This window comes from Arthrobacter sp. MW3 TE3886 (assembly GCF_041262145.1).
GTDB lineage: Bacteria > Actinomycetota > Actinomycetes > Actinomycetales > Micrococcaceae > Arthrobacter.
Genome location: NZ_JBGCAN010000001.1, coordinates 811244 through 835649 on the forward strand (window position 1 = coordinate 811244; position 24406 = coordinate 835649).

Below are 24406 nucleotides of genomic sequence, written 5' to 3' on the forward strand. Positions count from 1 at the left end.
GAGATGAACCATGGAGGCATGTACTTAGTCGATCCCAGAGCCTACGCATATCGCTTGATGCACCCTGGCGTTTGGTTCCGCACTGCGATCTGCCGGCACCTGGTCGCCCAAGGCCACCGGCCCACGCACGCGCGCCTGGACTATCTGGAGGCCGGCATCACGGGCAGGCTGGGCGCGGCCTATTCACGCAGCAGGGCCAAAGAACTCGAGCAGGCATTCCGCAACGGCGATGTGTCCTACGAGGACGCGTGCCTGGAGATGGAGCAGATCGACGAGGAGACCTGAGCGCTTGTCCGCGCTCGCCGGAACCTCGAACACAAAAACCAGGATCAGTAGCCGTACTTGTTGACCACGATCTGCACAATGTTGGTGTCGTCCTGACCGTAGTCAGTGACCGTAATGCGTATGTTCCAGCCGTCGACGACTCCAATGCCCCGGCAGTCCAGTCCGCCTGCATTGATCCTCTGCTCACGGACGCATGGCTTGTACTCCTGTGGCATCAAACCCACCTGCTGGATGTACTTCTCCAGGTCACCCTCCCGGTACTTCTGGTGAGTGTCCCAACGGTATGCGTACTGGGAACAAGGTCCATCGAGCGGGATGCACAGCGCGCTGCCCACCGGCTTCTGGGTCCTCAAAGGCTCCCATCCCAGCTCTGGTTGGAGGCGGTCGGCAATCGACTTGAGCTCAGCGACGATCTGATCACTCTTCCACGATGCCCAGAGGAAGAAAGCGATGACAGTGGCGACCGTTCCTACCAGCACGCCGAGCCATACCTTGCGGCCCCTGCTCATTCCCTTCCTGCTCTGCACGGCGCACCTCTCTGGTAGTGAGGCCCGAGGTCCACCCGCCACAGCACGGGGCTGGTCCGCCGACCGTCTCGCCGTCGCCACCTACTACCCCAAGCCGGGTGAACGACCGTCCTGCTGCGCGGGAGGCCGGCAGCGCGGACAGAGCTAGCCGACGCGGCGATAGCGGATATGGGTGGCCAGCGGTGAGTGAAGCACCTCGGCCGGTTCGAAACCGAAGGATTCAACCCCGTCGAAGATGCGCTCCCCCGAACCGAGCAGAACCGGTGCGATATCGAGGGTGAGCTCGTCGATCACGCCGGCGATCAGTGCCTGCCGGACGGTCGAGGCCCCACCGGCGATGTCCACGCCGTTGTCCCCGGCGGCCTGGCGCGCTGCGGAGTAGGCCGCGTCGAAGCCCTCGGTGACGAAGTGGAAGGTGGTCCCGCCGTCCATCTGGATCGGGTCATGTCCGTGATGGGTCAGCACGAACACCGGCGCGTGGTACGGCGGTTCGGCTCCCCACCACCCGGTCCATTCCTCATCCCAGTCCCCGCGGATCGGGCCGAACATGTTCCGACCCATCACATAGGCGCCCCGCGGTCGCATGAGCCAGTCGTTCGCGACCTTGTCGGCATCGTTGGCTCGCGGGTCGCCGATGTGCCAGCCGTGCAGCTCCAGCCCCCGCTTGCCCAGAGGGTTCTCGCGGCTCTGGTCCGGCCCGGCGACGAAGCCGTCCAGCGAGATCGACATGTGGCAGGTGGTGTCCGGCACCGCGAACCTCCTGAGTGATTGCGACGTGCGTGCGGTCGAGTGGGGATTCTGGGGAGCCTAGCAGGTGATGGCATCCCCGCCAATGCCTCCGGCGGTTGGTCCCCGAGGGTCTCCTCACCGGGGCGCATGGGCCGGATTGTGGGTCTCAATGTCGGTCTCGGCCTGGTTGACCAGAATCTCAGCCGCCTCGATTCCGGGTATTTGCAGCACTCGACGTCAGCCACTTCACAGCCGCTGTGCCCAAAATGTGCCCAGAATGTGCCCACGGTCAGGTTGATGGCGGGCTATAGGCGAGTCACTGCATCCAGGAATTCGTAATCGGGCTCCAGCTCCTCGAATGGCGAGCGGCTGGGGACCGCCAGCATCTCATCGAGCATCGCGCCAACCGCTTCAACATCTATCTTCACCACGGACCGGACAGTAGCCCCTTGGAACGACAAAACCCCCGCCAGCCGTGGTGACTGACGGGGGTTCTCTGTGTGTGGTCGTTAGTAGCGGACGACGTACGTCCTGCTGAACCGATAGCTGATCTTTCCCCCATATGTGCCCTTGACGCGGACGACGAACTTATCGCCTTTGCTGTCCACGGCCGGCGGCCCCCAGACCTTAGTGGTTGCATGCCAGCCGCCCGCGAAGATTTTGCCGTTCAAGAACCAGCGGTATTCCAGCTTGGTGCCCTTGGGCCAGCCGTACGTGTTCGCCCCCAGGATTGTTCCTGGGGTGACGTACACGGTGGACACGCCGGCTGTGCAAGGCGCTGTAGTTTGGGCACAGGAGGCGGGCGTGCCTCCGTTGGCGCTGGCAGGGGCCGCCGCGGCGAGCGCTCCTGCTCCCAGGGCAACGGATAGGGCGGCAGCGGCCGCCGCTTTACGGAAGATCGATCGTTTCAATACTGGCACGGTTCCCCGCACCTCCTGTCGGTGGTTGGCAGATACTTTGTGGCTGCTGAACGCTTCCGACATACACCGTCTAAGGCGCCCCCAAGCCATGAGTATAACCACACGGGTCACACTGGCATCAAGAGCGCCCTGCCTACGCGGGCAGGAATCCGGGCAGACGGGTTCCCCAGCGGATTCCGCGCAGATGTTCGGGGCACCGCCGATACTCCTCAATAACCCAGTCCGAATCGGTCACGCGCTCCACGTTGCCGGCAGGGATCCAGGCCCAATGCCCGTGCCGCGCTTCATCAGCCCACCCCACGAGGACGTAAGAGGGGTTCCAGCGTTCCGCGACGGCGTAGACACTGACCGTGCCGCCGTCAGCTAGGGGCAAGTTCGCTAGGACTTTCGGGTAGTTTACGGTTAACCCTGAAACCCCCGCCAGCTTGGTTAGCTGACGGGGGCCCTCTGTGCGTGGAGGTTAGCGGACGGTGTACGTCCTGCTGAACCGGTAGCTGACCTGGCCGTTCAACGTGCCCTTGACGCGGACGACGTACTTATCGCCTTTGCCTGGCCAGACCTTGGTGGTGTCATGCCAACCGCCCGCGAAGACTTCGCCGTTCCTGAACCAGCGGTATTCCAGTTTGGTGCCCGTGGGCCAGCCGTACTTGTTCGCCCCCAGGATTGTTCCTGCGGTGACGTACACGGTGGACACGCCGGCTGTGCAACTCGCGGTAGTGTCGGCACATGAGGCGGGACAGCGATTGAATTCCGTTGGACAGGTCGCGGCGCTGGCCGGGGCCGCCGCGGTGAGCGCTCCGGCTCCCAGGGCAACGGATAGGGCGGCAGCGGCTGCCGCTTTACGGAAGATCGATCGTTTCAATGCTGGCACGGTTCCCCGCACCTCCTGTCGGTGGTTGGCAGATAGTTTTTGGCTGCTGAACGCTTCCGACATACACCGTCTAAGGCGCCCCCAAGCCATGAGTATAACCACACGGGCCACACTGCCATCAAGGGCGCCCGGCCAAGGCGGGCAGGAATCCCGGCAGCCGTTTCCCCAACGGATTCCGCGCAGATGTTCTGGGCACCGCCGACACCAGGGGCAGGTTCGCTAGGCAAGATTGGTATGCGCCCACACGCTCACCGATGAGTGAGATTGAAGCCCCAAAGCGCCCAAGGTTCTTGACCATTGAACAGGTGCCCGAGGAGCTAAACGTTGGCCTGCCAACTGTGCGGATGTTGTTGAAGACGCGCGATCTGCGCGGGCTACAGATTGGCGGCAAGGGGCTGCGTTTGCTGCCGGCGGCGGTCAGGTGTGCCGCCTCATCGTCAACCAAATCAGCGCCGCCCTGAGACACTCCCTGTCCCCAAATTATTGCCCCTTATACCGAGTACTTGGCGGTTCTAGGGAAAAACCTAGAACCGCCAAGTACTCGGTATAACTGCGGGGTTGAACCCGGCGGAACCCCTACGGCTCAAGCCAGGTGAATATGGCAGTTTGATTCAGAACCGGTGTGACGGCTGGAAAGACCGATGCCACCCCTTCGTCTGGACCAAAACCCAGGAACGCGACACCAGATCCGAAGGACACCTACTGTCGGCCTAATGTAGATCATCCGGGACGCCGAATCGCCTTCCAACGAGTACGCGAATGGCCGCGAGTAGAGGCTGATCTTCCAGCGCAACGCCCTCGCCCCCGTAATGCACACCCGTTTCGTCACCCACTGCCTCGATGTCAAAAAGGTTGAGGACCTCGGCCACGCGCACCTGATACTCGGTGGGGGTCATTTGGCGAGACACACGAACTGGAATTGTGCTGAGTTTTCGCGCGACCTTGGCAGCGGATTCATTCATGGGCGCACTGTTGCATGACGTTCGCCATTGCACAAGGAACTCCAACTCCGTGTCACCCTAGACGAGATCCGTGGGCGAGAGACTGCGGAAGCAGTGGCGCGACTGGCGCAGCTGAGGCCGCCGAGGCTGCCGTCCCCATTCGATACTTTGAGAACCCCGGAAGGGAAGCTCCGGACGGATCCGGCGTCTCTGAGAGAAATGGCTCTCCATGTGCGGCGCAACATTCTGGCCGCGCAGTTGAGGGTGGCCTTGGATAAGGAACGGGGCCGGGTGACTCCCGAAGCCGTGACGAGGCTGGCCCAGATGGAGCTTCCATCTCTGAGGTGAAGGATCTTGCCGCCGCCGCTGGGACAGTCGCCACGGCTCATGCGCGTGCATTGGCATCCCGTCGCGACCGCAATTCCTCGAAACATGCACCAAAAATGCACCACGAAGCTCCTGAGAATGCAGAAAACCCCCGGTTTCCCGGGGGTTTTCATTGGCGGTGACGGTGGGATTTGAACCCACGTTGGCTTTTACACCAAACAACATTTCGAGTGTTGCACCTTCGGCCGCTCGGACACGTCACCAACCTGACTAGGGTACCGGAGCAAGGCACCCATCCACAAAACGAGCCCCAACGGCACCGGCCCGCCGACTCGCCGGAACCCCGCACCCTTCCCGGCGAACAGTGCGGGCACTAGATTCGTAAGCACAATGACTACTTCTGAACGGCACACCACCGCCACCGCCTATTGGACCGTCGGCCCGGAACAAGGCGAGCTCCGGGGCGAGGACCTGCCCGCCCCCGGACCAGGCGAGGCGCTGGTCCGGACCCTGTATTCGGGGATCAGCAAGGGCACCGAGCTGGTGGTCCACCACGCGAGCGTCCCGGAATGCGTCGCCGGTGCCATGGCCGCCCCCAACCAGGCGGGGGAGTTCCCGTACCCGGTGAAGTTCGGCTACCTCACCGTGGGGGTGGTCGAGGCCGGACCGGAGGGCTGGGGCCGGGAAGACTGTCTTCTGCCTCTACCCGCATCAGGACCGCTTCATCGTCCCGGTCGAATCCCTCACGGTGATCCCCGACGGCGTCCCGGCCCGCCGCGCGGTGCTCACCGGCACCGTGGAAACCGCGATCAACGGCCTTTGGGAGGCCGGGCCCCGCCTGGGCGACCGCGTCGCCGTGATCGGGGCCGGACTCGTCGGCGGCATGGTGGCCAGGCTCCTGGCCGGCTTTCCGCTCGCACGGCTGCAGCTGATCGACGTCGACCCGGCCAAGCGCGCGTTCGCCGCCGCCCTCGGCGTCGACTTCAGCCACCCCGAGGACGCCCTCCCGGACTGCGACATCGTGATCCACTGCTCCGCGTCCCAGGAAGGCCTGCAACGGAGCCTGCAGCTGGTGGGCGACGAAGGCGACATCATCGAAATGTCCTGGTACGCCGACCGGCTGGTCACCCTCCCGCTGGGGGAGGACTTCCATGCCCGCCGCCTGTCCATCCGGGCCAGCCAGGTGGGGATGGTGGCCCGCGCCCGCAGGCACCGCCGCACCAACGCCGAGCGCCTCGCGCTCGCCGTGTCCCTGCTGCAGGACCCGGTCTTTGACGTCTTCCTCACCGGATCCTCGTCGTTCGCGCAGCTCCCCGGCACCGTCCAGCGGCTCGCCGACGGGACCCTGGATGCCCTCTGCCACGTCATCGAATACCCGTCCACCGAAGCCCAATCCAGCGTCGCGCAATCCGTCGAAACCCAGCCCACCGAATTCAAATCCACCGACCAGCCCACCGAAGCCACGAGGTAGCCCGTGTTTAGTCTGACCGTCCGCCGCAACTTCATGATCGCCCACAGCCTTCCGCGCGAAGTCTTCGGCCCGGCCCAGGGCCTGCACGGGGCCACGTTCGTCACGGAGGTGACGTTCCGCCGTCGTGAACTCAACGACGACGCGATCGTGCTGGACATCGGCGCGGCGGGGGACGCAGTGGACGAGGTCCTGGACGAGCTGAACTACAAAAACCTCGACGAGCACCCGGACTTCTCCGGCAAGCTGAGCACCACCGAAGCCCTCGCCCGGTACATCGCCGACGCCGTCGCCGCCCAGATCCGCGTCGGCACGGACGGGAGCGACCTCGCCGGGCTGGACGTCACCCTGCGCGAGACCCCCGATGCCTGGGCCAGCTACTCGCTGGACTTCGACGCCCGCTAGGCACCGCAGATGCCGCCGGCCAGCCTTCGCATCCGTCTGGTGGTGCCCGGCAACGTCCGGCACAACTCCGGCGGCAACGTCTACAACGCGGCGCTCGCCGCCGAATTGACGGCCCTCGGTGCCGCGGTGGAAACCTGTCCGCTCGACGGCGACTGGCCGGGAGGCAGCGCGGGGGACCGGCGGCGCCTGGCCGGGCTGCTGCACGCGGAGCCCGACGGCGGCCCGGCCAGGACCGGGGCCCCCGCATCTGCCGGTGCCGCAACTGCCGGTTCCGCAGCCCTGGGCACAGTGACGGTGGTCGATAGCCTCCTGGCCTGCGGCGCGCCCGACGAACTGGAAGCGGCCGCTGCGGCCGGGAACAGGGTGTGGATCCTGCTGCATATGCCCCTGCCGGACCACCCGGAGCGCGAACGCAGGGCTCTGCGGGCCGCCGCCGGCGTCATCTGCACGAGCAGTTCGGCCGCGGCGGGCATCCGCGCCCGCCACGGGCTCGACGGCTTACGGGTGGCCCTGCCCGGGACGGCGCCCGCCCCGCTGGCGGCCGGCAGTCTGTCCGCCGGCGTACCGCACCTCGTCGCCGTGGCGGCATTGCTGGAGAACAAGGACCAGTCGCTCCTGCTGGACGCGCTCGCCCGGCTCACGGATGTGCCCTGGACGGCGTCCCTCATCGGCTCGGACACCGCCGATTCTGCCTACGCCGCGCAGCTCCGGAACTCCGTGGAACGCCTCGGCCTGGCCGGGAGGGTCCGCATCCCGGGCGAGCTCCGGGGCCCGGCACTGGATGCTGAATGGGATGCGGCCGATCTCAGCCTGCTGATTTCCCGGGCCGAAACTTACGGCCTGGTGGTCACCGAATCGCTGGCCCGCGGCATTCCCGTGGTGGTGCGCGAGGGCACCGGAGCCGTCGAGGCGCTCGCCGCCGGCGCCCTGTCCGGCACTGCCGCGCCGGACTCGCCGGCGCCTGACACTCCGCCCGGCACTCCGGGGCCCGGGTTGCCGGGAGCCGCCGTCGGGCTCGGAACGGACCCCGCCCCGCTGGCGGACCTGCTCCGCCGCTGGCTGGACGATCCCGGTCTCAGGGACCGCTGGCGGGAGGCGGCAGCGGCCGCCCGGGGCCGGCTGCCCGGCTGGGATGCCGCCGCCCGGACCGTTCTGGGCTTCCTGTCGACGGAACCCACGGAGCCCACGGAACCCGCGGAAGCAGTGGAAACCACAGAAACCGATGAAACGGGGCCACCGAGAAACCAGACGGCGCGGGTTGATACGGCTTCTTGATACCGCTGACAGAGAAGCTGTTGGAGAATGAGCCCATGAGCACCCACCCTGTCGCCACGCAATCGCCGTCGGTAGAAAAGCCCGTGAATCTGCCGGAGCCGCAGAGCCTGACCGCGGAGCGGCTCCGGGCATGGTCCTGGCACCGGCAGGGCCTGGACGGCTCGCTGGCCGGCTGCACGGCGGAGCAGGTCCTCGCCCGGGCAGGCTGGGCTCGGTCCGTGGGCGGCGCCAACCCCTACCTCACGCTCTTCGCCCGCGCCGGCATCCGTCGCGAACAGGTGGACGCCGACGTCCTCGCCCACCGGATCCTTGAACTTCCCGTCGCCCGCGGCTGCACGTACGTCCTGGGCCGGGAGGACTTTGCCTGGGCGCTTCAGCTGGGCCGGGATGCGGCCGAGTCGGCATTCAAGGTGGTCGGCCGGCTCGGCGTGGACCGCGGTGAGATCACGCTTCTGGAAGAGCAGGTGCTGCACACCCTCGCCGAAGCGGACGGGCCCATGGATCCGCGGCAGCTCAAGGACGAGCTCGGCGATTCAGTGCGCAACCTGGGGGAGGAAGGCAAGAAGAAGGGCGCCACCACCACGCTGCCTACCGCCCTGGGGATCCTGCAGTCGGACGGTCGGATCCGCCGGATCCCGGCGAACGGGCGGCTGGACCAGCAGCGTTACGCCTACCAGCCTTGGGGCCTGCCGCCCAGCGATCTTGACGACGACGACGCGCGCACCGAGCTGATCCGCCGCTACCTGGGCTGGACCGGCGGAGCCACGTTCAAACAGTCGCAGTGGTTCACGGGATTCACCGTGGCGCAAAGCAAGGCGGCGCTCGCCGCCGTCGGCGCCGTCGAGGTGCCCACCGCACTGGCCACCGCCGGCGGCGACCCGCTGTGGATGCTGCCGGAGGACGTCGGCAGCCTCGCCGCCTTCGAGGAGCCGGCGGGGGAACAGATCCAGCTGCTGGCCGGAACGGACTCCCTATTCCTGCTACGCCGCAACGCGGCGGACCTGCTGGCCGAAGAGGACCTGCACAAGCCGGCGCTGGGGTCGCTCGCGCTGCAGGCCGATCTCCCGGACCACCCGATCCTGGACCGCGGCCGGATCATCGGACTCTGGCAGTACGATCCCGCCAAGGAGAGGATCGTGCCCTGGCTGTTTCACGGCCCGACGCCCGCCGTGACGCAGCGGATCGCCGAGGTGGAAGCCTGGATCCGCGAGGACCTCGGTGATTTCCGGGCCTTCAGCCTGGACTCGCCGGTCTCCCGGCAGAAGCGGATCGATGGACTCGCGGCAGCTGCAGAAGCCGCCGAGGCAGGGTCCCCGGCTGCCGGTACGGCTAGCTAGCGGCGTGAGTTAGCCGGAACGGATCAGGCGCGGTGCCCGGCGAAGAACTCCCGCAGGAGCGCGGCGCACTCCTGCTCCCGGACGCCCGCAATGACTTCCACCCAGTGGTTGAGCCGGCGCTCGCGGAGGATGTCGAACACGGAACCGGCGGCGCCGGCCTTCTCATCCCAGGCCCCGAACACCACCCGCGGAATCCTGGCGAGGACGATCGCTCCCGCGCACATCGCGCAGGGTTCCAGCGTCACTACCAGGGTGCAATCCTCCAGCCGCCAGCCGTCGTCGCCCTTGCCTTCCAACGCCCGGTGCGCCCGCAACCGCGCGGCGGCCTCCCGGATGGCGACCATCTCGGCGTGCGCCGTCGGGTCCCCCAAGGCCTCGCGTTCGTTTCGCCCGGCGCCCAACACGGAACCGTCCGGTCCGATCACGACGGCGCCGATCGGCACGTCCGCGGTGGCCAGTGCGTTCCGGGCCTCGGCCAGGGCAAGGCTCATCCATTCGGCATGGCGGGGCTCAGGGGCAGTCATGGGTCAATGATAGTTTCGACCCTAAGCATGCTGTGCAGCTCGGCTGTGCGGCCAGGTAGTTAATGTAGGCAAGTAGTTAATGTAGACAAGTAGTCGGGAGACGGCCGTGACCACCGGAACAGAGAACTGGTTGGCGCATCGCTGGGGCAAATGGGTGGTGCCGTACGCGGCCCTCTGGATCACCATGCTGGTGGGCGGCGTGGTGGTGGTGATCCTGGTGCTGGTGAGTGCCGAGGTCTACGACAACGTGGTGGACGACGCCGGCCTCGCGAACCTGGACAAGCCGGCCCTGGCGTTCATGGAACAGTTGCGCAGCCCCGGCCTGGACGCCTTTATCACCGGGTTCACCAACATCGGCGGGGGCATCGGGATGCCCATCCTGGGCAGCATCCTGACGGCCCTGCTGATCTTCACCTCCCGAAGCTGGCGGCCGCTGATCCTGATAGGTGGCGCGGCCGCCGCGTCGGTGACTGCCACAACCCTGGGCAAGAAAATGATCGGCCGCGTCCGCCCGGACCATGCCGACGCCGTGCCGCCCTACGAGACCTCGCCGTCGTTCCCGAGCGGTCACACGCTGAACACCACAGTGGTAATCGCCCTCGTGGTGTACCTGGCCTGCCTGCAGATCAAACGGACCAGCGCCCGGATCGGCCTGATCGCCGCGGGTGTGATCTTCATCGTTGCGATGGGCCTCAGCCGGGTCTATCTGGGCCATCACTGGCTGACCGACGTGATCGTCGGCTGGGTCATCGGGCTGGCCTGGGTGGGGATTGTGATCATGGCGCACCGGTTCTTCCATGCGCTGCGGCGCCGGGAGCACGCGGGCGACGCGCCGACCTTCGAGCATCCCGCGCACCTCCATGACGGCGCCGTCGGCGCCACTGCCGGCGGCCCCGCCGGCGGCACGGTACAGACCGACGCGAACGACGCCGATACCCCCGGCCCAGCGGGACGGTCCTCATCATCCGGGTGATAGTTTTGACCCATGCGCACTCTCGTTGTGGACCACCCGCTGGTCGCCCATAAGCTCACCGTTCTGCGGGACAAGAACACCCCGTCCCCGGTCTTCCGCCAGCTCACCGAGGAACTCGTCACGCTCCTGGCCTACGAGGCCACGCGTGACGTCCGTACCGAACCGGTGACCATCGAGACGCCCGTCAGCACCACCGTCGGCACCGCCTTCACCAAGCCGACTCCTCTGGTGGTCCCGATTCTCCGGGCCGGGCTAGGCATGCTCGAGGGCATGACCAAGCTGGTCCCCACCGCCGAGGTCGGCTTCCTGGGCATGGCCCGCGACGAAGAGACCCTGGACATCATCACCTACGCCGAGCGCCTCCCGGAGGACCTCACGGACCGGCAGATCTTCGTCCTCGATCCCATGCTGGCCACCGGCGGAACCCTGCGCGAGGCCATCAAGTTCCTCTTCAAGCGCGGCGCCTCCGACGTCACCTGCATCTGCCTCCTCGCCGCCCCGGAGGGCCTGGCCAAGCTGGAGGAAGAACTGTCCGAAGCCAACGTGACGATCGTCCTGGCCTCGATCGACGAGAAGCTCAACGAGAAGTCCTACATCGTGCCCGGCCTGGGCGACGCCGGAGACCGCCTGTACGGCATCGCCGGCTAGGGGCGGCGCCGCCGAGGCGCAACACGGAGAATCCCTTCCGCGTCGCCGCGGACCGCGCTAGCCTGTGCGCCATGGATTGGAAACTTGAACTCGTGTTTGTGCCGGTGTCCGATGTGGACCGGGCCAAGGATTTCTACGTCAACAAGGTGGGCTTCAACGCCGACTACGACGAACGGCCCATGGAGGGCCTCCGGTTCGTCCAGCTGACCCCGCCGGGCTCCGGCTGCTCGATTGCGATCGGCGAGGGCCTCAACGACGCCCCGCCCGGGACCGCCCCCAGCCTGCAGCTTGTGGTCAGCGACATCCAGGCCGCGCACAAGCAGCTCAAGGACAACGGCGTGGACGTCAGCGACGTCGACGTCCAGGACTGGGGGCACTTTGTCCACTTCGCCGACCCCGACGGCAACAAATGGGCGGTGCAGTACATCCCCCACCGGCCCAACGGCTGACCCCGGCAGGCTGCACGCGGCAGGCCGCCGGCCAACGGGTTGGGCGGGGCCATGCGGCAGGATGGAGGCATGAGCTTTCCATCCCGTTCCAGCACCACCACCCTGACCGCGCGCGCCGTCCTGTTCGACATGGACGGCACGCTGGTGGATTCCACCAGCATCGTGGAGCAGGTTTGGACCACGTTCGCGGCCCGCTACAGCTTGGACATCGGCGAGATCCTGCGCTCCTCCCACGGCGTCCAGGCCATGGACACGGTCCGCAGGTTTGCCCCGGCCGGTTCCGACATCCTGGCCCTCGCGGCCGAGCTCGGCCGGATGGAGCTGGCCGAGACCCGGGGCATTGTTCCGGTGCCGGGCGCCCCGGAGCTGCTGGCGAGCCTGCCGCCGGATGCCGTGGCGCTGGTGACGAGCGCGTCACGGGACCTGGCCGAGGTCCGGATGGCAGCCGCGGGGATCGGCGTCCCGGCCGTCTCGGTCACATCGGAGGATGTCATGCGGGGCAAACCCCACCCCGAGGGATACCTCCGGGCGGCCTCCCTGCTGGGTGTCGCCCCGGCCGACGCGGTGGTGTTCGAGGACGCCCCGGCCGGCATCGCCGCGGGCGTCGCCGCCGGCGTCCGGACCGTGGCGGTGGGACCCAACGCCGGCGAATTGCCGGACGGTGTCCTCCACATTCCCGACTACTCCGCGGTCACCGTGACCACGCACGTCACCGGCGCCGGCCTGCGCACCCTGTCCTTCACCTTCTAGCGACGGCGACGCCGTTCTAGCGACGACGACGACGCCGCCCGGCCGGACACGGCGCCGCCGGTCTAGCCTGCCAGCAGGTACACGCTGGTCCCACCCACGGTCTGGGCCGTGAAATTGTCCTGCACCCAGGCGGCAATCTGTGCGGCATCGTTGGCTCCGCTTTCGCCCTGCATGAGGCGCCCGGCGATGAAGTAGTGGATCTTGCCGTCGGCCACGTACTGCTGGAACTGCGCCAGGGTCGGCGCGGGGTCCGTGCCGTTGAACCCTCCCACGGCCATCACCGGGAGCTGCGTCGCCAGCTGGTAGCCGGCGGCGTTGTTGGATCCGACGACGGCGGCGGCCCACGTATAAGCCCCGGCGTCTGTCTGCAGCGCGGTCACGAGCGCCGCCGACGGCGTGCTGGCCCCGAGCAGGCCGCCCATTCCGCCCGCTCCTTGGCCGCGGCCGATGCCCGTGCCGGTGCCAGTCCCGTTGCCGTTTGCCGCTGTGGCACCGCCGAAGCCGCCTCCCGCCGCACCGCCGAGGGCCGGCGGCATCCCGGCCCCGCCCCGGCCGGACACGGCCGGCCCGGCGCTGACAATCGAGCCGCTGTGGGCCGTGGACGCGGTGGACAGCGAGTAGGCCAGCGGCCCGGCGAGGGCGGCGGCGACGGCGAGCGCCGCCGTCGTACGCGCCACCGTCCTGGATGCCATCATGCCCCTGCCCTTCACCCCCGCGACCCCCGTGGCCCCCGTGGCCCCCGGGGCCCCCGGGGCCGCAGCGGCCAGCACCAGGCCGGCGGCGGCGAGCGCGCCCAGGAGCGCCACCCAGCGCAGCCACGGCATGTACGCCGCCGTGCGGACCAGGAGTTCGGCGGCCATGGCCCCGGCCGCCACGATCGCCACCGCGAGGACGGCCGCCGCCACGGGCTGGTTCCGCCGCTGCCAGAGCAGGACGCCGCCGAGCCCGGCGAGCCCGGCGATCCCGGGCGCCAGCGCCACCATGTAGTACGGGTGGATGATCCCGGCCATGAAACTGAACGTCAGCCCGGTGACGGCAACCCAAGAGCCCCAGATGATCACTGAAGCCCGTACCGGGTCGGTGCGCGGCGCGCGGCGGCCCAGCCAGAGCAGGCCCGCTCCGAGCAGCAGCACCGAGGGCAGCAGCCAGGCGATCTGGCCGCCGAACTCGCTGTTGAAGAGCCGGAACAGCCCGGGCGTGCCCCAGCCGTTGCTGCCGCCCACACTCCCGGTTTCATCCCCGTTCAGCCGGCCCAGGCCGTTGTAGCCCAGCGTCAGCTCCAGGATGGAGTTGTTCTGCGAGCCGCCGATGTACGGGCGGTCCGCCGCCGGAATGAGTTCGACGGCGGCCAGCCACCAACCGGCGGCGACGGCCATCGCCGCCCCGGCGCCGAGCAGGTGCAGAACGCGCCTGCCCGCCGCTGCCGGCGCCGCGAGCAGGTAGGCCACGGCAAAGCCGGGGACAACCAGCAGGACCTGCAGCTGCTTGGTGAGGAACCCGAAGCCCAGCAGCACCCCGGCGAACAGCAGCCAGCGCACGCGCGCGTCTTGGATGGACCGCAACACGGCGTAGGCGGCCGCGGTCATCAAAAGCACCAGCAGGGCGTCGGGGTTGTTGAACCGGAACATCAGCACGGCCACTGGCGTCAGCGCCATGACCGCACCGGCGAGGAGCCCCGCGCGGTGGGCCAGACCGGCGTCGGCCGTGGCGGGGGCCGCGGCCCGGCGGATGGCCAGATAGAGGAGCCAGACCGTGCCGATCCCCATGAGCGCCTGCGGCACCAGGACGCTCCAGGAGCTCAGCCCGAAGATCCGCACCGACAGCCCCATCACCCACAGCGACGCCGGCGGCTTGTCCACGGTGATGGAGTTGGCGGCGTCGGACGAGCCAAAGAACCAGGCCGTCCAATCCTGGGACCCGGCCTGGGCCGCCGCGGAGTAGAACGCGTTCGCCCAGCCGGAGGCGCCGAGGTTCCACAGGTACAGCACGGCCGTGGCCAGCAGCAGCGCCGCCAGTTCCAGCCGCTGCCGCAGCGCCCGGGCGCGAGGGACGGCGCGGGTGCCGCCGGCGGCCGGGCGCTCCAGTCGCCGACGGCCTTCCGGGACTTGCGGCTGCGGCGGCCCCGGCGTGCCGGCCGGCGCCGTGCCGGGGCCCGGGCTCAGGGTGTCAGTCATGGCGGCCTACGCTCCCAGTTTGTAGACCGTGGCGTTGCTCACGGTCTGGGCCTGGTAGTTGGCCGCGACCCAGGTGGCGACCTCGGAGTTGCCTCCGCGGCCCCCGCCCATGCCGCCCATGCCGCCGGAAATGAAGTAGCCGATCTCGCCGCGGTCCACCATCGCCTGGAACTGTGCGAGCGTCGGGTAGGGGTCGCCGCCGTTCCAGCCGCCGAGCGCGATCACGCTGGTGCCGGTGGCGAGTTCCAGGCTCGCGGCCTGGGTGGCGCCGGAGACAATCGCGGACCACTTGGCGCCGGAGGACTGCAGCAGCGCGGTCAGCTCCGCCGAGGACGTTTCCCCGCCGGGGCCGCCGCCCATGCCGTCACTGCCCGCGCCGTCACTGCCGGCCCGGCCGGCCCCGAAGCCGCCGCCCATCGCGGACGCGGTGGGGCCGGAGGTCGGGATCGAACCGGAATGCGGCTGGGCGACGGTCGCCAGCGTCCACGCGGTGCTTCCGAGCCCGCCGGCGAGCAGGCAGAGGATCACGACGCCGGCCGTGGCGGCCTTGCGGAACCGTGCCGGGAGAGCCGCCATGCCGTCCGCCCGCAGGAGCAGGGCCGCGGCGGCGAGGACGCCTAGGACCACGATGATCACCCGGAGCCCCGGCAGCCAGGCCGGATCGCGGCCCAGGAGCACGGCGGACCAGACCGAGGTGGCCAGCACCGTCACGGCCAGGACAACCCGGGCCGGCCAGTAGGCCCGGCCCCGCCACAGTGCCAGGGAACCGATGCCGGCCAGCGCCGCGATGGCGGGGGCCAGCGCCACGGCATAGTACGGGTGCACGGTGCCGCTCATGAAGCTGAAGATTCCGGCCGTGATGACCAGCCAGCCGCCCCACAGCAGGAGCGCCGCACGGGTTTTTGAGGTCCGGGCCTCGCGCCGGGTGAACCACAGCCCGGCCACCAGCAGGATCAGGGCCGCCGGCAGCAGCCAGGACACCTCGCCGCCGAAGCTGGTCCCGAACATCCGGGTGATCCCGGCGGCGCCGCCGAAGCCGACGTTGCCGGTGCCGCCGGGACCCCCCGCGTTGCCGCCCGGCATCCCGCCGCCGGATCCGGTGATCCGGCCCAGGCCGTTGTAGCCGAACGTCAGTTCCAGGAAGCTGTTGGTCTCCGACCCCGCCATGTAAGGCCGGACCGAGGCCGGGGTCAGCTGGAACAGCACAATGTAGCTTCCGGCCACGACGGCGATCCCGGCGGCGGCGGCCAGCAGGTGCAGGAGCCGGCGGCCGAGGGTGGTGGGCGCCGCCCACAGGTAGGCCAGGGCCAGCCCGGGAACGATCAGGAAGCCCTGCAGCATCTTGCTCAGGAACGCCAGGCCGATCACCGCGCCGGCCGCGGCGAGCCACTTCCAGCCGGCCTTCTCGATGGCGCGGGTGGTGAGGTAAGCCGCCAGCACCAGGCACAGGGTGAGCATCGCGTCCGGGTTGTTGAACCGGAACATGAGGGCGGCCACCGGGGTCAGCGCCAGGGCGCCGCCGGCGAGCAGGCCAGCGGCCGGCCCGGACACCCGCTTGACGGTCAGGTAGAGAAGCCCGACGGCGGCCACCCCCATGAGCGCCTGGGGAATGAGCATGCTCAGGGCCGAGAAACCAAAGATCCGTCCCGCGAGGGCCGGGATCCAGAGGGCGGCCGGCGGTTTATCCACTGTGATGGCGTTGCCGGCGTCGAGGGAGCCGAAGAGCAGTGCCGTCCAGTCCTTGGTCCCGGCCTGGATCGCCGCGGCATAGAAGGAGTTGGCGTAGCCGGTGGCCTCAAGATTCCACAGGTACAACGCCGCGGTGACCACCAGGAGCAGCGCTGCCGAGGGCCGCACCCAGCGGGGCTGCGGTCCGAACAGCAGCCGGTCCCGGCGCCCCTGCGCTGCCGGGGCCTGGGACGCGGGCGGCTGGGGCGCCGTCCCGCCGTCTCCGGGAACCGGGTGTGGCTGCGCCTCGGCGGCGGGTGGCGTGCCGGCCTGGGAGCCGCTCTCGGCTCCGGTGGTGGGGCTGACGGTTGCCGTCATTTACTTGGCCTTTTCTGTGCGGGGGAGGGAAGGATCGGGGGCGCCGGGCGCAGGAACGGCAGTGGTGGGCCTGTGGCGGAAAACCACCAGCCGGAACAGCAGGAACTTCACGGCTGTGGCGGCCAGGTTGGCGGCGGTGACCGTGAGCAGTTCAAGCCAGCGGTCCGGTGCTGCTCCCGACTCGGCGTGAACGAGGGCGAGTGCGCCAGAGGTCAGGGCCAGCCCGATGCCGAAGACCAGCAGTCCCTCGAAGTGGTGGCGTGCGGCCTGGCTGCTGCCCTGGATGCCGAACGTGAAGCGCCGGTTGGCGGCGGTGTTGGCCACGGCGGTGGTGAGCAACGCGAGGAAATTTGCCAGCTGCGGGTCCATGAACCCGCGGCAGAGCAGGAAAATCGCCAGGTAGGCCAGGGTGGAGGCCACCCCGATGCTGCCGAAGCGGACGAGTTGTCCGAAGAGGCTTCCACCGGGGCTTTGTTCCTGGGCCCGGGCGGCGGCCGGCAGCGGTCCGCGGGCCAGGGCGGCGCGCAGGTCGGGAACCGGGATCCGGCCCGAGACCAGGTCCCGGCTCAACCGTGCCATGCCGCGCAAGTCCGCGAGGGCGGTCTGGACGATGTCCACGCTGGAATCCGGGGTCGTCGGTCCAGTCCACCGGGACTTCGTGGACGCGCAGGCCGCACTTTTCTGCCAGGACCAGCAGCTCGGTGTCGAAGAACCAGGCGTTGTCCAGCGTGTGGGGGAGCAGTTGCCGGGCCACGTCCGACCGGATCGCCTTGAAGCCGCACTGTGCATCGCTGAAGTGGGCGCCCATGAGGGCCTGGAGCAGGAAGTTGTAGCTGCGCGAGATGAATTCCCGCTTGGGACCGCGGACCACGCGGGAGTTGCGGGTCAGCCGCGTCCCGATCGCCAGGTCGGAGTGCCCCGAGATGAGCGGGGCAAGGAGCGGTCCGAGGGCCGCCAGATCAGTGGAAAGATCCACATCCATGTACGCCAGGACCGGCGACGGCGAGGCCAGCCACACCTTGCGAAGTGCGTTTCCGCGGCCCTTTTCCGCCATATGGACCACCTTCACTTCGCGCAGCTCGCGGGCTACGCGTTCCGCGGCCTTGAGCGTTCCGTCGGTGCTGGCGTTGTCCGCCACGGTGATCCGGAAGGAGTGCGGGAAGGCGCCGAGCAGGTAGGCGTGGAGCCGGCGCAGGCAGGCTTCGAGGTCCCGCTCCTCGTTGAAGACCGGGATAGTGACGTCCAGCAGGGGCGTGCTGGCGCGCGTATCGATGGCTGTGCGCCGGGCGCCGGGGCCGGTAAGCGCCCCGGCGAACGGGTCCGGAGCGGGCGCGTCGGCCAGCGCAAGCCCCGGGGATGTCTCGGGTGCCGCCGGGCCGGCCGGCGTCCCCGCGGTGCGGGGCAGGGTTCCTGTGGCCTGGTCTGTGAATGTCATGGCTCAACTTTCCCGGCGGCCCATATGAGGGCTTTAGGGTCAAGCTGTGCTGGGGCTGTGGAAGTCTGGGCTGTCGGGCTGCTCCGGCCGTGGAGACGCAAGGAGGCCCCGGATCCGTGTGGATCCGGGGCCTCCTTGGCGGGGCCGGTTAGTGCCGGTTTAGTACCAGTTGTGTGCGTAGTGGAAGTTCAGGGCGCCGCAGGGGGAGCCATAGCGCGACTTGACGTAGTTCAGGCCCCAGTTGATCTGGGTCCGGTAGTTGGTCATGTAGTCGGCGCCGGCGCTCGCCATCTTCGTGGCGGGCAGGGACTGGACCACGCCGTAGGCGCCGCTGCTGGCGTTCGTCGCGGTGGTCTTCCAGTCAGATTCCTTGGTCCACAGCTTGTGCAGGCACTGCATCTGGCCAGGTGCCCAGCCATAGCGGCCCAGCTGGGACGCGGCGTAGGCCTGGGCCCCGGCAGGGTCGTCAATTGCGACCGGTGCCGGTGCGGGGGCAGGAGCGGCTGCCGGTGCGGGTGCCGGTGCGGGTGCGGGTGCGGGAGCGGGAGCGGGAGCTGCCGCGGGAGCCGGAGCAGGTGCGGGAGCAGCGGGGGCGGGGATCAGCGCTTCGGCTGCCTTAACCTCGGAGATCTGGGGAGCCACGTTCTTTTCCGCCGGAGCGGTCGGCCCAGCCACCTGGACCCGCTCGAAGTTGAGCTTGGCCAGCGGGTCGGCGATCGTGGCCGTCTGGCTCGCAACGTTCGCCGTGTGGGCGCCCGGCTCTGCCGCCTGGCTGGCGGCGCCGCCACCCAGCAGCAGCGCGCACGCGGCGGTGACGACGGCGGCACGGCGGCCGGTTGTACCGAGTCCGGCGGCGAACCGCGACAGGGCGGATGCCCGTTTGGCCGGTTCGGCGCGGTGGCGCGACTTAGCTGCGCCAACTGAGCGGGAATGCGAATCGCCGTCAGGGCGCGTTTGTACCTGGAATTCAGTCATGGTGGCCTCTCAACGCCGGCGGAGTTAGCTGTCGGGTTCGGATGAGGTCATCCGGCCGCACGGAATATCACGTGTCGGCTTCACCCCGAGGGCGCATGAATGCAGAATGCCCGGGAACTCTGGGTCCCCCGCCTCTGCCTGGTCCAGCGGAATCCGGGAAGCGGCAGAGTTTGGCGTCCGTCCGGATATGCGGCACCGATGGCGGCGCACTCTAAAGACGCTACAGGACCCAACCGCTTAAGTCACATTTTGGTAACAGGAATCACAGGGCCGGGGTGGCGGGTTGCGCCGGATTGACCAGACGTCCGGTCCCGGGTCCTTGCGGCGCCGGCCGCGCCGTCTATGCCGACGGCGGCGCGGCGGGCAGCCGCACGGCGAACTCAGTGCGCCCTGGCCGGGACGTGACCTCGACGGTTCCTCCGTGGGCCTCCACGATCGACTGGACGATGGACAGGCCCAACCCGCTGGTGCCTTCGGAAGTCGGCGCAGCGGTCGCCGTGCCCTGGCCGCCGCGGCTGCCGGAAACGGCGCCGGAAGGCGGGCGTGCGGCGGCCCCGGACCCGACCCCCGCCGTCGCGACCACCGAACTGGCGGGGAGGGCTGCGGGACTCGACGCCGGATTGGTGCGTGAGGCGTCGGCCCGGGCGAAGCGGGCGAAGACCCGGCCGATAAATTCCGGGGCGATGCCGCTGCCATTGTCTGTCACGGTGACCACGGCACTGCCGTCAGCCGAGCGCATGACGCCCGTGACCACCTTGGTCCCGGGTTCGGTGTGCTTGCGCGCATTGGACAGGAGGTTGGCGAGGACCTGGTGAAGCTGGGTCGCATCACCGCGCACCACCAAGGGCTCGTCCGGAAGTTCGAGCTGCCAGATGCGGTCCGGGGCCATGACTTTCTCATCGCTGACCGTCTCGATGGCCAGTTGGGTGAGGTCGACGTCGGAGATCTTGAGCGGCTGCCCCTCGTCCAGACGCGCCAACAGCAGCAGGTCCTCCACGAGCGTGGTCATCCGCTCGGACTGGCTTTGCACACGGGCGAGGGACCTCTCGCCGTCGGGGGTGAAATGCTCGGTCATTCGCATCAGCTCCGTGTAGCCGCGGATGGCCGTAAGCGGGGTGCGGAGTTCGTGCGAGGCGTCGGCGACGAACTGCCGGACCTTCATCTCGCTCTCCTGCCGCGCTTCGAGGGCGTTGGAGACGTTGTCCAGCATCTTGTTCAGCGCGTAGCCCACGCTGCCCACTTCCGTTCCGGGATGGGCCGCCGACGTCGGGACGCGCACCCCTAGCGCCACCTCGCCGGCGTCCAGCGGGAGGCGGGAGACCTTGGTGGCCACCTCGGAGAGCTGTTCCAGCGGCTTCATGGTCCGCCGGATCAGGGCCGTGCCGGCGAGCCCGATCAACACGAGCCCGCCTGCGGACACCACCACCATGGTCCAGACCAGGGAGGTCAGGGTGTTTTGCTTTTCTGCCAGCGGGAGTCCGGTCACAATCACGTCGCCGTATGGCGCACGCGCGGCCGTGAGCCGGTAGGCGCCGGCCGAAAGGGTCCGGTCCACGGGCACACCGTTTGGGGTGAGGGTCAGGAGAACCTTGTTGTCGGCGGGGGAGAGGCTCTTGACCGCGCCGTCCCCGGCCAGGAAGCCGGCCCTACTGACTTCGTCGTCCAGTATCCGGGCGTTAAGCGTCCCGACGCCCTGTCCCCGGGCTTCGAGGGGGTCGGGGCGCCTGCCCGAATCGTCCGAGGAGGGCCGGCCGAACTCGCTCGAACGGTGGGAGGCCTGGTCCAGCTGGGTGTCGAGTTGCCGGGTGAGGAAGAGGTCCATGGAGGCGTAGCTGAACAAGCCCACAGCGCCGCAGATGGCCACGAGCAGCGCCATGGCAACCAGGACCAGCCTGGTGCGCAAATGCCACGTGGACGGGTTGCGCCAGTCGCGTCCGGGGACGCGGGTCATGCCAGAAAGTGAGGGCACGGATCAGTCCGCCGGTTTCAGGACGTACCCGGCTCCGCGCACCGTGTGGATCATGGGAGCGTGGTTGGCGTCGACCTTCTTGCGGAGGTAGGAAATATACAGTTCCACGATGTTCGCCTGCCCGCCGAAGTCGTAGTCCCAGACGCGGTCCAGGATCTGGGCCTTGCTGATGACCCGTTTCGGGTTTTCCATGAGGTAGCGCAGCAGCTCGAACTGCGTGGCGGTCAGGTGCAGTTCCTCCCCGGCCCGGGTGACTTCGCGGGTGTCGACATTGAGCACGAGGTCTCCCACCACGAGCTCGGCGGTGTCCATGGCGGCCACCCCGGAGCGCTGGACCAGCCGGTGCAGGCGCAGCAGCACCTCTTCCATGCTGAACGGCTTGGTGACGTAGTCATCGCCGCCGGCTGCCAGCCCGGTGATGCGGTCCTGGACGGCATCCTTGGCCGTCAGGAACAGCGCCGGCACCTCCGGCGCGAACGCGCGGATCCTGCTCAGCAGTTCGACGCCGTCGAACCCGGGCAGCATCACATCCAGCACCAGCACATCCGGGCGGAACTCCTTGGCCAGCCGGACGGCGCCGGGCCCGTCCTCGGCCACGGCCACGGACCATCCGGCCATCCGCAGGCCCATGCTCATGAGTTCGGAGAGGCTGGGCTCGTCATCCACCACGAGGGCGCGGATGGGGGAGCCGTCCGGATGCGTGAGCTGGGGAAGGTTGTTGGTCATGGAGTGCGAAGTGGCCATGGGACAACTCTCCGATCTGCCGGTTAGGCGCGGCTTTGGGGACCCTGTGCGGCACCTGTGAATCCCAGCCTAGCGAGCTGGACGCCGTTGCGGGACCGTACAGGCGGCGACGGCCGCGCTCAATCCGCCCTTTCCCGTCAGGCCCGAACGTCACAGGCCGGGCTGTCGGCCCGCACAGCCCAGGCACAGGATCGCTCACCACTCTGGGGTGAACACCGATCCGCACCCGAAGGAGAAACACCATGAGCGGTCAGCGTCCCGGAGCCGGTTCCGGACCAGCCCCCGTACCCGCCCCCGCGCCCACAACCGGCGCAACAACGGCGCCCGCGCCCGTGACGGCGCCCCGCGCTGCCTGGCAGCACGACGCCGGGCACTCCGACGCCGGGCACTCCGACGCCGGGCACTCCGACACAGGGCAGCCGGCAGTGGGCCCAGCTGCCGGCTGGGGCGCGCCCCCGGTCTGGACGGTTCCAGCGTCGGAACCGGCCTGGGGCATGCCCCGGCAGGAGCCTCCTGCGACTGCGGCGGCCACAGGCTGGGGCGCGCCGGGAACTTCCGCCAAGACAGCCTCGGCGTCGAAGCCCTGGACCCTCAAGCGGGGGCTCGCCGTCGCCGGGGCCGCGGCTGTCCTGGCTGTCGGCGCCGGGGCGGGCGTCTATGCCCTGACCTCAAGTGCCACGGCAGCCACTGGTGCCGCCGGCGGGGCGGCGGCCGGGGGAGCCGGCGGCCAGGGTTTCGCCCCGGGCGTGCCCGGCTCCGCACAAGACGGTTCCCCACAAGACGGTTCCGCGCAAGGCGGTTTCGGGGGAGGGGGCATGCCGGGACAGGGCGGTCCCGGCGATTTCGCTGCCGGCGGGATGGGCAGCGGGCTTTCGGCGGCCGTGCATGCCGAATACGTGGTGCTGCAAGGAAGCGCCTACACGACGATGGCCGAGCAGCTGGGCACAGTGAGCGAAGTCAGCTCTTCCTCCGTGACGGTCAAGAGCAGCGACGGTTTCACGCGCAGCTATGCGTTGGGCAGCGACGTGGTGGTGAGTAATCTGCAACAGCGGCGCCAGCAGGCAGGCGGCACGGGCACCCAGCTGAGCGTGGCGGACATCGTCGCGGGCGGGACGGTGCGGATCGTGTCGGCCAAGGAAGGTTCCGGCTACACGGCGGCCTCCGTCATGGTGGTGGCGGCGACGGCCACCGGCCAGTCGAACTGATCGCCGCAGCCGGCATTGCCGCCGTGCCTGGCCGGCGGCAATGCCGGCTGCCCACTTCGTGGACCCCCGCGCAGGGAACGGTGGGCAGACCCGGTTTGCCCAACTTGCCGTGCTGTGAATGATTTCCGCGGCTTTGCGCCTTGAGGCCGAATAACATTCGGCAAAGAACACTTCCTGACCTCCCGGTCGGTAAAACACTTGTTATTTTATTGCCGCTGCAGAATTGTGACTTGCGCTACAAATCCTTGATCTGTCTCACTATGTGGAATCCGGGGTCCATTGTTACTTGCACGTTTACATTGTTACGTTGCACACTTCAATTGTGAACAAGAACTCAACAGCACCTGCAGCCGCAGCTTCCTGGATCAGCACACCCGCTGGTACCGAGATGCGCTGTTGTCGAATGCACGCCTAACTTTTACACCCCTAAAGGTTTCTAGGCATTCGCCCCCAGCCCAGAGTCGGGCGCCCCTCCCCAATTTCATTGCGGGGAAAGAAGCATTCGAGCCGCGATGACGGCCATTCACATTGAGGTAAGCATTCCATGTCAGTTGCATCCGGATACGTCCACATCTCCGTCCGTAACGCCAGCAAGGCCGGCCAGGCCTCCGGGATCCGCCAGGGCTTTGGCGGCCGCTCCGCGTTCGCCCCCGCCGGATCCACGGGCAGCTTCCCCGCCCCCGGATATGCAGCGCAGGGCTACAACCCTGACTCCTACGGCCAGCTCCGTGCCGTTCCGCCCGCCCCCGCCACGGCGCCCACCCCCGTGATCGCCCCGGGTGCCGGCAGCCCGGTCCGTCCGGCTCCCAGTGACAATGTCGCCCGCGGCTTCGTGCTGTACATGGGCATCGACGAGGAAACCGCGGCTGCGGCCGGCACCTCCATCGCCAAGCTTGCCCAGGAAATCCGGGCCTACGCACAGTCGCTCGTGGCCGGCGCCGAAAGCTACGCCGCCGTCGCCGTCGCGCCGGCCAGTGCACCGGGTTCCGCCCTCGACGTCGTCCGCTCGACCTTCGGCGACCCCACCGCAGGGGCCCGCCAGCGCACCGAGACCGCCCGCCTGCAGCAGCCGCAGGATCCGCGGCCTTCCGGCGTGCTGATCGACCTCGCCCGCCGCGAGGTGCACCTCGACGGCGAATCCCTGAACCTGACGTTCAAGGAATTCGAGCTCCTGAACTACCTCGTGGAGAACGGCACCCGCACCGTTGGCCGCGACGAGCTCCTCGAAGGCCTGTGGCGGAACGCCGAAGAGGTCCCGAACGAGCGGACCATCGACGTCCACATCCGCCGCCTGCGTTCCAAGCTCGGCCGCCTCGCCAACACCGTGCGCACCGTGCGCGGCCAGGGCTACCGGTTCTACGAGCACCCCGAAGTGGTTGTCTGGGCCGCTCCGGAATACTCGATCTAGCTTCTTCCTTGCCGTAAAGCG

Annotated in this window: 24 protein-coding genes, 1 tRNA gene, 2 pseudogenes and 1 riboswitch; of the genes and pseudogenes, 12 read left to right on the forward strand and 15 right to left on the reverse strand. The window is 68.7% G+C overall.

Translation table 11 applies throughout. The annotated features are described in order from the left end of the window. Positions 1-57: 57 nt before the first annotated feature. Entirely contained in the window at positions 58-285 is a 228-nt protein-coding gene (locus ABH915_RS03795) for a hypothetical protein (protein ID WP_370117959.1), read from the forward strand. A 44-nt stretch (positions 286-329) separates the two neighbouring features. Here ABH915_RS03795 and ABH915_RS03800 read toward each other — a convergent pair whose 3' ends face one another. The 5 genes from ABH915_RS03800 to ABH915_RS03820 all read right to left on the reverse strand — a co-directional run bounded on the left by ABH915_RS03800 (position 330) and on the right by ABH915_RS03820 (position 3155). After that, positions 330-812, reverse strand: coding sequence for a hypothetical protein (locus ABH915_RS03800; RefSeq protein WP_370117961.1), 483 nt, complete (start codon positions 810-812; stop codon positions 330-332). Positions 813-956: 144 nt separating this feature from the next. After that, positions 957-1562 (reverse strand): dihydrofolate reductase family protein, encoded by a 606-nt coding sequence (locus tag ABH915_RS03805; protein WP_370117964.1) that lies wholly within the window; start codon positions 1560-1562, stop codon positions 957-959. A gap of 488 nt (positions 1563-2050) precedes the next feature. Then, complete coding sequence (locus tag ABH915_RS03810; protein ID WP_370117967.1) at positions 2051-2302, reverse strand: hypothetical protein; 252 nt, start codon at positions 2300-2302, stop codon at positions 2051-2053. Positions 2303-2594: 292 nt separating this feature from the next. Next, complete coding sequence (locus tag ABH915_RS03815) at positions 2595-2834, reverse strand: hypothetical protein (protein ID WP_370117970.1); 240 nt, start codon at positions 2832-2834, stop codon at positions 2595-2597. An 87-nt stretch (positions 2835-2921) separates the two neighbouring features. Further along, the gene (locus ABH915_RS03820; protein ID WP_370117973.1) at positions 2922-3155 is read right to left on the reverse strand and encodes a hypothetical protein; all 234 of its coding nucleotides are present in this window, start codon (positions 3153-3155) and stop codon (positions 2922-2924) included. Between the two features lie 467 nt (positions 3156-3622). Here ABH915_RS03820 and ABH915_RS03825 point away from each other — a divergent pair, with 467 nt between their 5' ends. Further along, a complete protein-coding gene (locus ABH915_RS03825) occupies positions 3623-3793 on the forward strand; it encodes a hypothetical protein (protein WP_370117976.1) in 171 nt (56 codons plus the stop codon). Positions 3794-4042: 249 nt separating this feature from the next. Here the strand turns inward: ABH915_RS03825 and ABH915_RS03830 are convergent, their stop codons facing one another. Both ABH915_RS03830 and ABH915_RS03835 read right to left on the reverse strand, forming a co-directional pair. Beyond that, positions 4043-4294: a hypothetical protein gene (locus tag ABH915_RS03830; RefSeq protein WP_370117978.1), complete on the reverse strand. Its 252-nt coding sequence runs from the start codon at positions 4292-4294 to the stop codon at positions 4043-4045. A 479-nt stretch (positions 4295-4773) separates the two neighbouring features. After that, positions 4774-4863, reverse strand: a tRNA-Ser gene (locus tag ABH915_RS03835). 127 nt (positions 4864-4990) lie between these two features. On the opposite strand from ABH915_RS03835, the pseudogene ABH915_RS03840 reads away from it, so the two are divergent. The 4 genes and pseudogenes from ABH915_RS03840 to ABH915_RS03855 all read left to right on the forward strand — a co-directional run bounded on the left by ABH915_RS03840 (position 4991) and on the right by ABH915_RS03855 (position 9085). Then, positions 4991-6071: pseudogene (locus tag ABH915_RS03840) on the forward strand (dehydrogenase). 3 nt (positions 6072-6074) lie between these two features. Further along, on the forward strand, positions 6075-6473 hold the full coding sequence (locus ABH915_RS03845; RefSeq protein WP_370117981.1) for a 6-pyruvoyl tetrahydropterin synthase family protein: 399 nt from the start codon (positions 6075-6077) through the stop codon (positions 6471-6473). Positions 6474-6482: 9 nt separating this feature from the next. Further along, entirely contained in the window at positions 6483-7748 is a 1266-nt protein-coding gene (locus ABH915_RS03850; protein ID WP_370117984.1) for a glycosyltransferase, read from the forward strand. Between the two features lie 35 nt (positions 7749-7783). Further along, complete coding sequence (locus ABH915_RS03855; RefSeq protein WP_370117986.1) at positions 7784-9085, forward strand: DNA glycosylase AlkZ-like family protein; 1302 nt, start codon at positions 7784-7786, stop codon at positions 9083-9085. 23 nt (positions 9086-9108) lie between these two features. On the opposite strand, the gene ABH915_RS03860 is transcribed toward ABH915_RS03855, so the two are convergent. Continuing rightward, complete coding sequence (locus ABH915_RS03860) at positions 9109-9609, reverse strand: nucleoside deaminase (protein WP_370117989.1); 501 nt, start codon at positions 9607-9609, stop codon at positions 9109-9111. 106 nt (positions 9610-9715) lie between these two features. Between ABH915_RS03860 and ABH915_RS03865 the strand changes: the two genes are divergently transcribed. From ABH915_RS03865 to ABH915_RS03880, 4 genes are all read left to right on the forward strand, one after another. Continuing rightward, positions 9716-10582, forward strand: coding sequence for a phosphatase PAP2 family protein (locus tag ABH915_RS03865; protein WP_370117992.1), 867 nt, complete (start codon positions 9716-9718; stop codon positions 10580-10582). 12 nt (positions 10583-10594) lie between these two features. After that, positions 10595-11230 (forward strand): uracil phosphoribosyltransferase, encoded by a 636-nt coding sequence (upp, locus tag ABH915_RS03870; protein ID WP_018774274.1) that lies wholly within the window; start codon positions 10595-10597, stop codon positions 11228-11230. Between the two features lie 71 nt (positions 11231-11301). After that, a complete protein-coding gene (locus ABH915_RS03875; RefSeq protein ID WP_026266579.1) occupies positions 11302-11679 on the forward strand; it encodes a glyoxalase superfamily protein in 378 nt (125 codons plus the stop codon). A 69-nt stretch (positions 11680-11748) separates the two neighbouring features. Then, entirely contained in the window at positions 11749-12429 is a 681-nt protein-coding gene (locus tag ABH915_RS03880) for an HAD-IA family hydrolase (RefSeq protein WP_370117996.1), read from the forward strand. 62 nt (positions 12430-12491) lie between these two features. Here the strand turns inward: ABH915_RS03880 and ABH915_RS03885 are convergent, their stop codons facing one another. The 7 genes and pseudogenes from ABH915_RS03885 to ABH915_RS03915 all read right to left on the reverse strand — a co-directional run bounded on the left by ABH915_RS03885 (position 12492) and on the right by ABH915_RS03915 (position 21772). Then, the gene (locus ABH915_RS03885) at positions 12492-14603 is read right to left on the reverse strand and encodes an ArnT family glycosyltransferase (RefSeq protein ID WP_370117998.1); all 2112 of its coding nucleotides are present in this window, start codon (positions 14601-14603) and stop codon (positions 12492-12494) included. Between the two features lie 6 nt (positions 14604-14609). Further along, the gene (locus ABH915_RS03890) at positions 14610-16649 is read right to left on the reverse strand and encodes a glycosyltransferase family 39 protein (protein WP_370118001.1); all 2040 of its coding nucleotides are present in this window, start codon (positions 16647-16649) and stop codon (positions 14610-14612) included. Next, the gene (locus ABH915_RS03895) at positions 16650-17267 is read right to left on the reverse strand and encodes a GtrA family protein (RefSeq protein ID WP_370118004.1); all 618 of its coding nucleotides are present in this window, start codon (positions 17265-17267) and stop codon (positions 16650-16652) included. It lies immediately after the preceding gene. Positions 17268-17448: 181 nt separating this feature from the next. After that, positions 17449-18084 (reverse strand): annotated as a pseudogene (locus ABH915_RS03900) (glycosyltransferase); the annotation flags it as partial. A gap of 159 nt (positions 18085-18243) precedes the next feature. Then, entirely contained in the window at positions 18244-19059 is an 816-nt protein-coding gene (locus ABH915_RS03905) for a hypothetical protein (RefSeq protein WP_370118007.1), read from the reverse strand. A gap of 1 nt (position 19060) precedes the next feature. After that, a riboswitch (cyclic di-AMP (ydaO/yuaA leader) is annotated at positions 19061-19218 on the reverse strand. Positions 19219-19399: 181 nt separating this feature from the next. Beyond that, positions 19400-21010 carry an ATP-binding protein gene (locus ABH915_RS03910; RefSeq protein ID WP_370118010.1) on the reverse strand — a complete coding sequence of 537 codons (1611 nt, stop codon included), beginning with the start codon at positions 21008-21010 and terminating at the stop codon, positions 19400-19402. A gap of 21 nt (positions 21011-21031) precedes the next feature. Next, positions 21032-21772: a response regulator transcription factor gene (locus ABH915_RS03915; RefSeq protein WP_026539210.1), complete on the reverse strand. Its 741-nt coding sequence runs from the start codon at positions 21770-21772 to the stop codon at positions 21032-21034. A gap of 242 nt (positions 21773-22014) precedes the next feature. On the opposite strand from ABH915_RS03915, the gene ABH915_RS03920 reads away from it, so the two are divergent. Both ABH915_RS03920 and ABH915_RS03925 read left to right on the forward strand, forming a co-directional pair. Next, a complete protein-coding gene (locus tag ABH915_RS03920) occupies positions 22015-22977 on the forward strand; it encodes a hypothetical protein (protein ID WP_370118014.1) in 963 nt (320 codons plus the stop codon). Positions 22978-23521: 544 nt separating this feature from the next. Continuing rightward, the gene (locus tag ABH915_RS03925; protein WP_018774264.1) at positions 23522-24385 is read left to right on the forward strand and encodes a winged helix-turn-helix domain-containing protein; all 864 of its coding nucleotides are present in this window, start codon (positions 23522-23524) and stop codon (positions 24383-24385) included. Positions 24386-24406 lie beyond the last annotated feature (21 nt).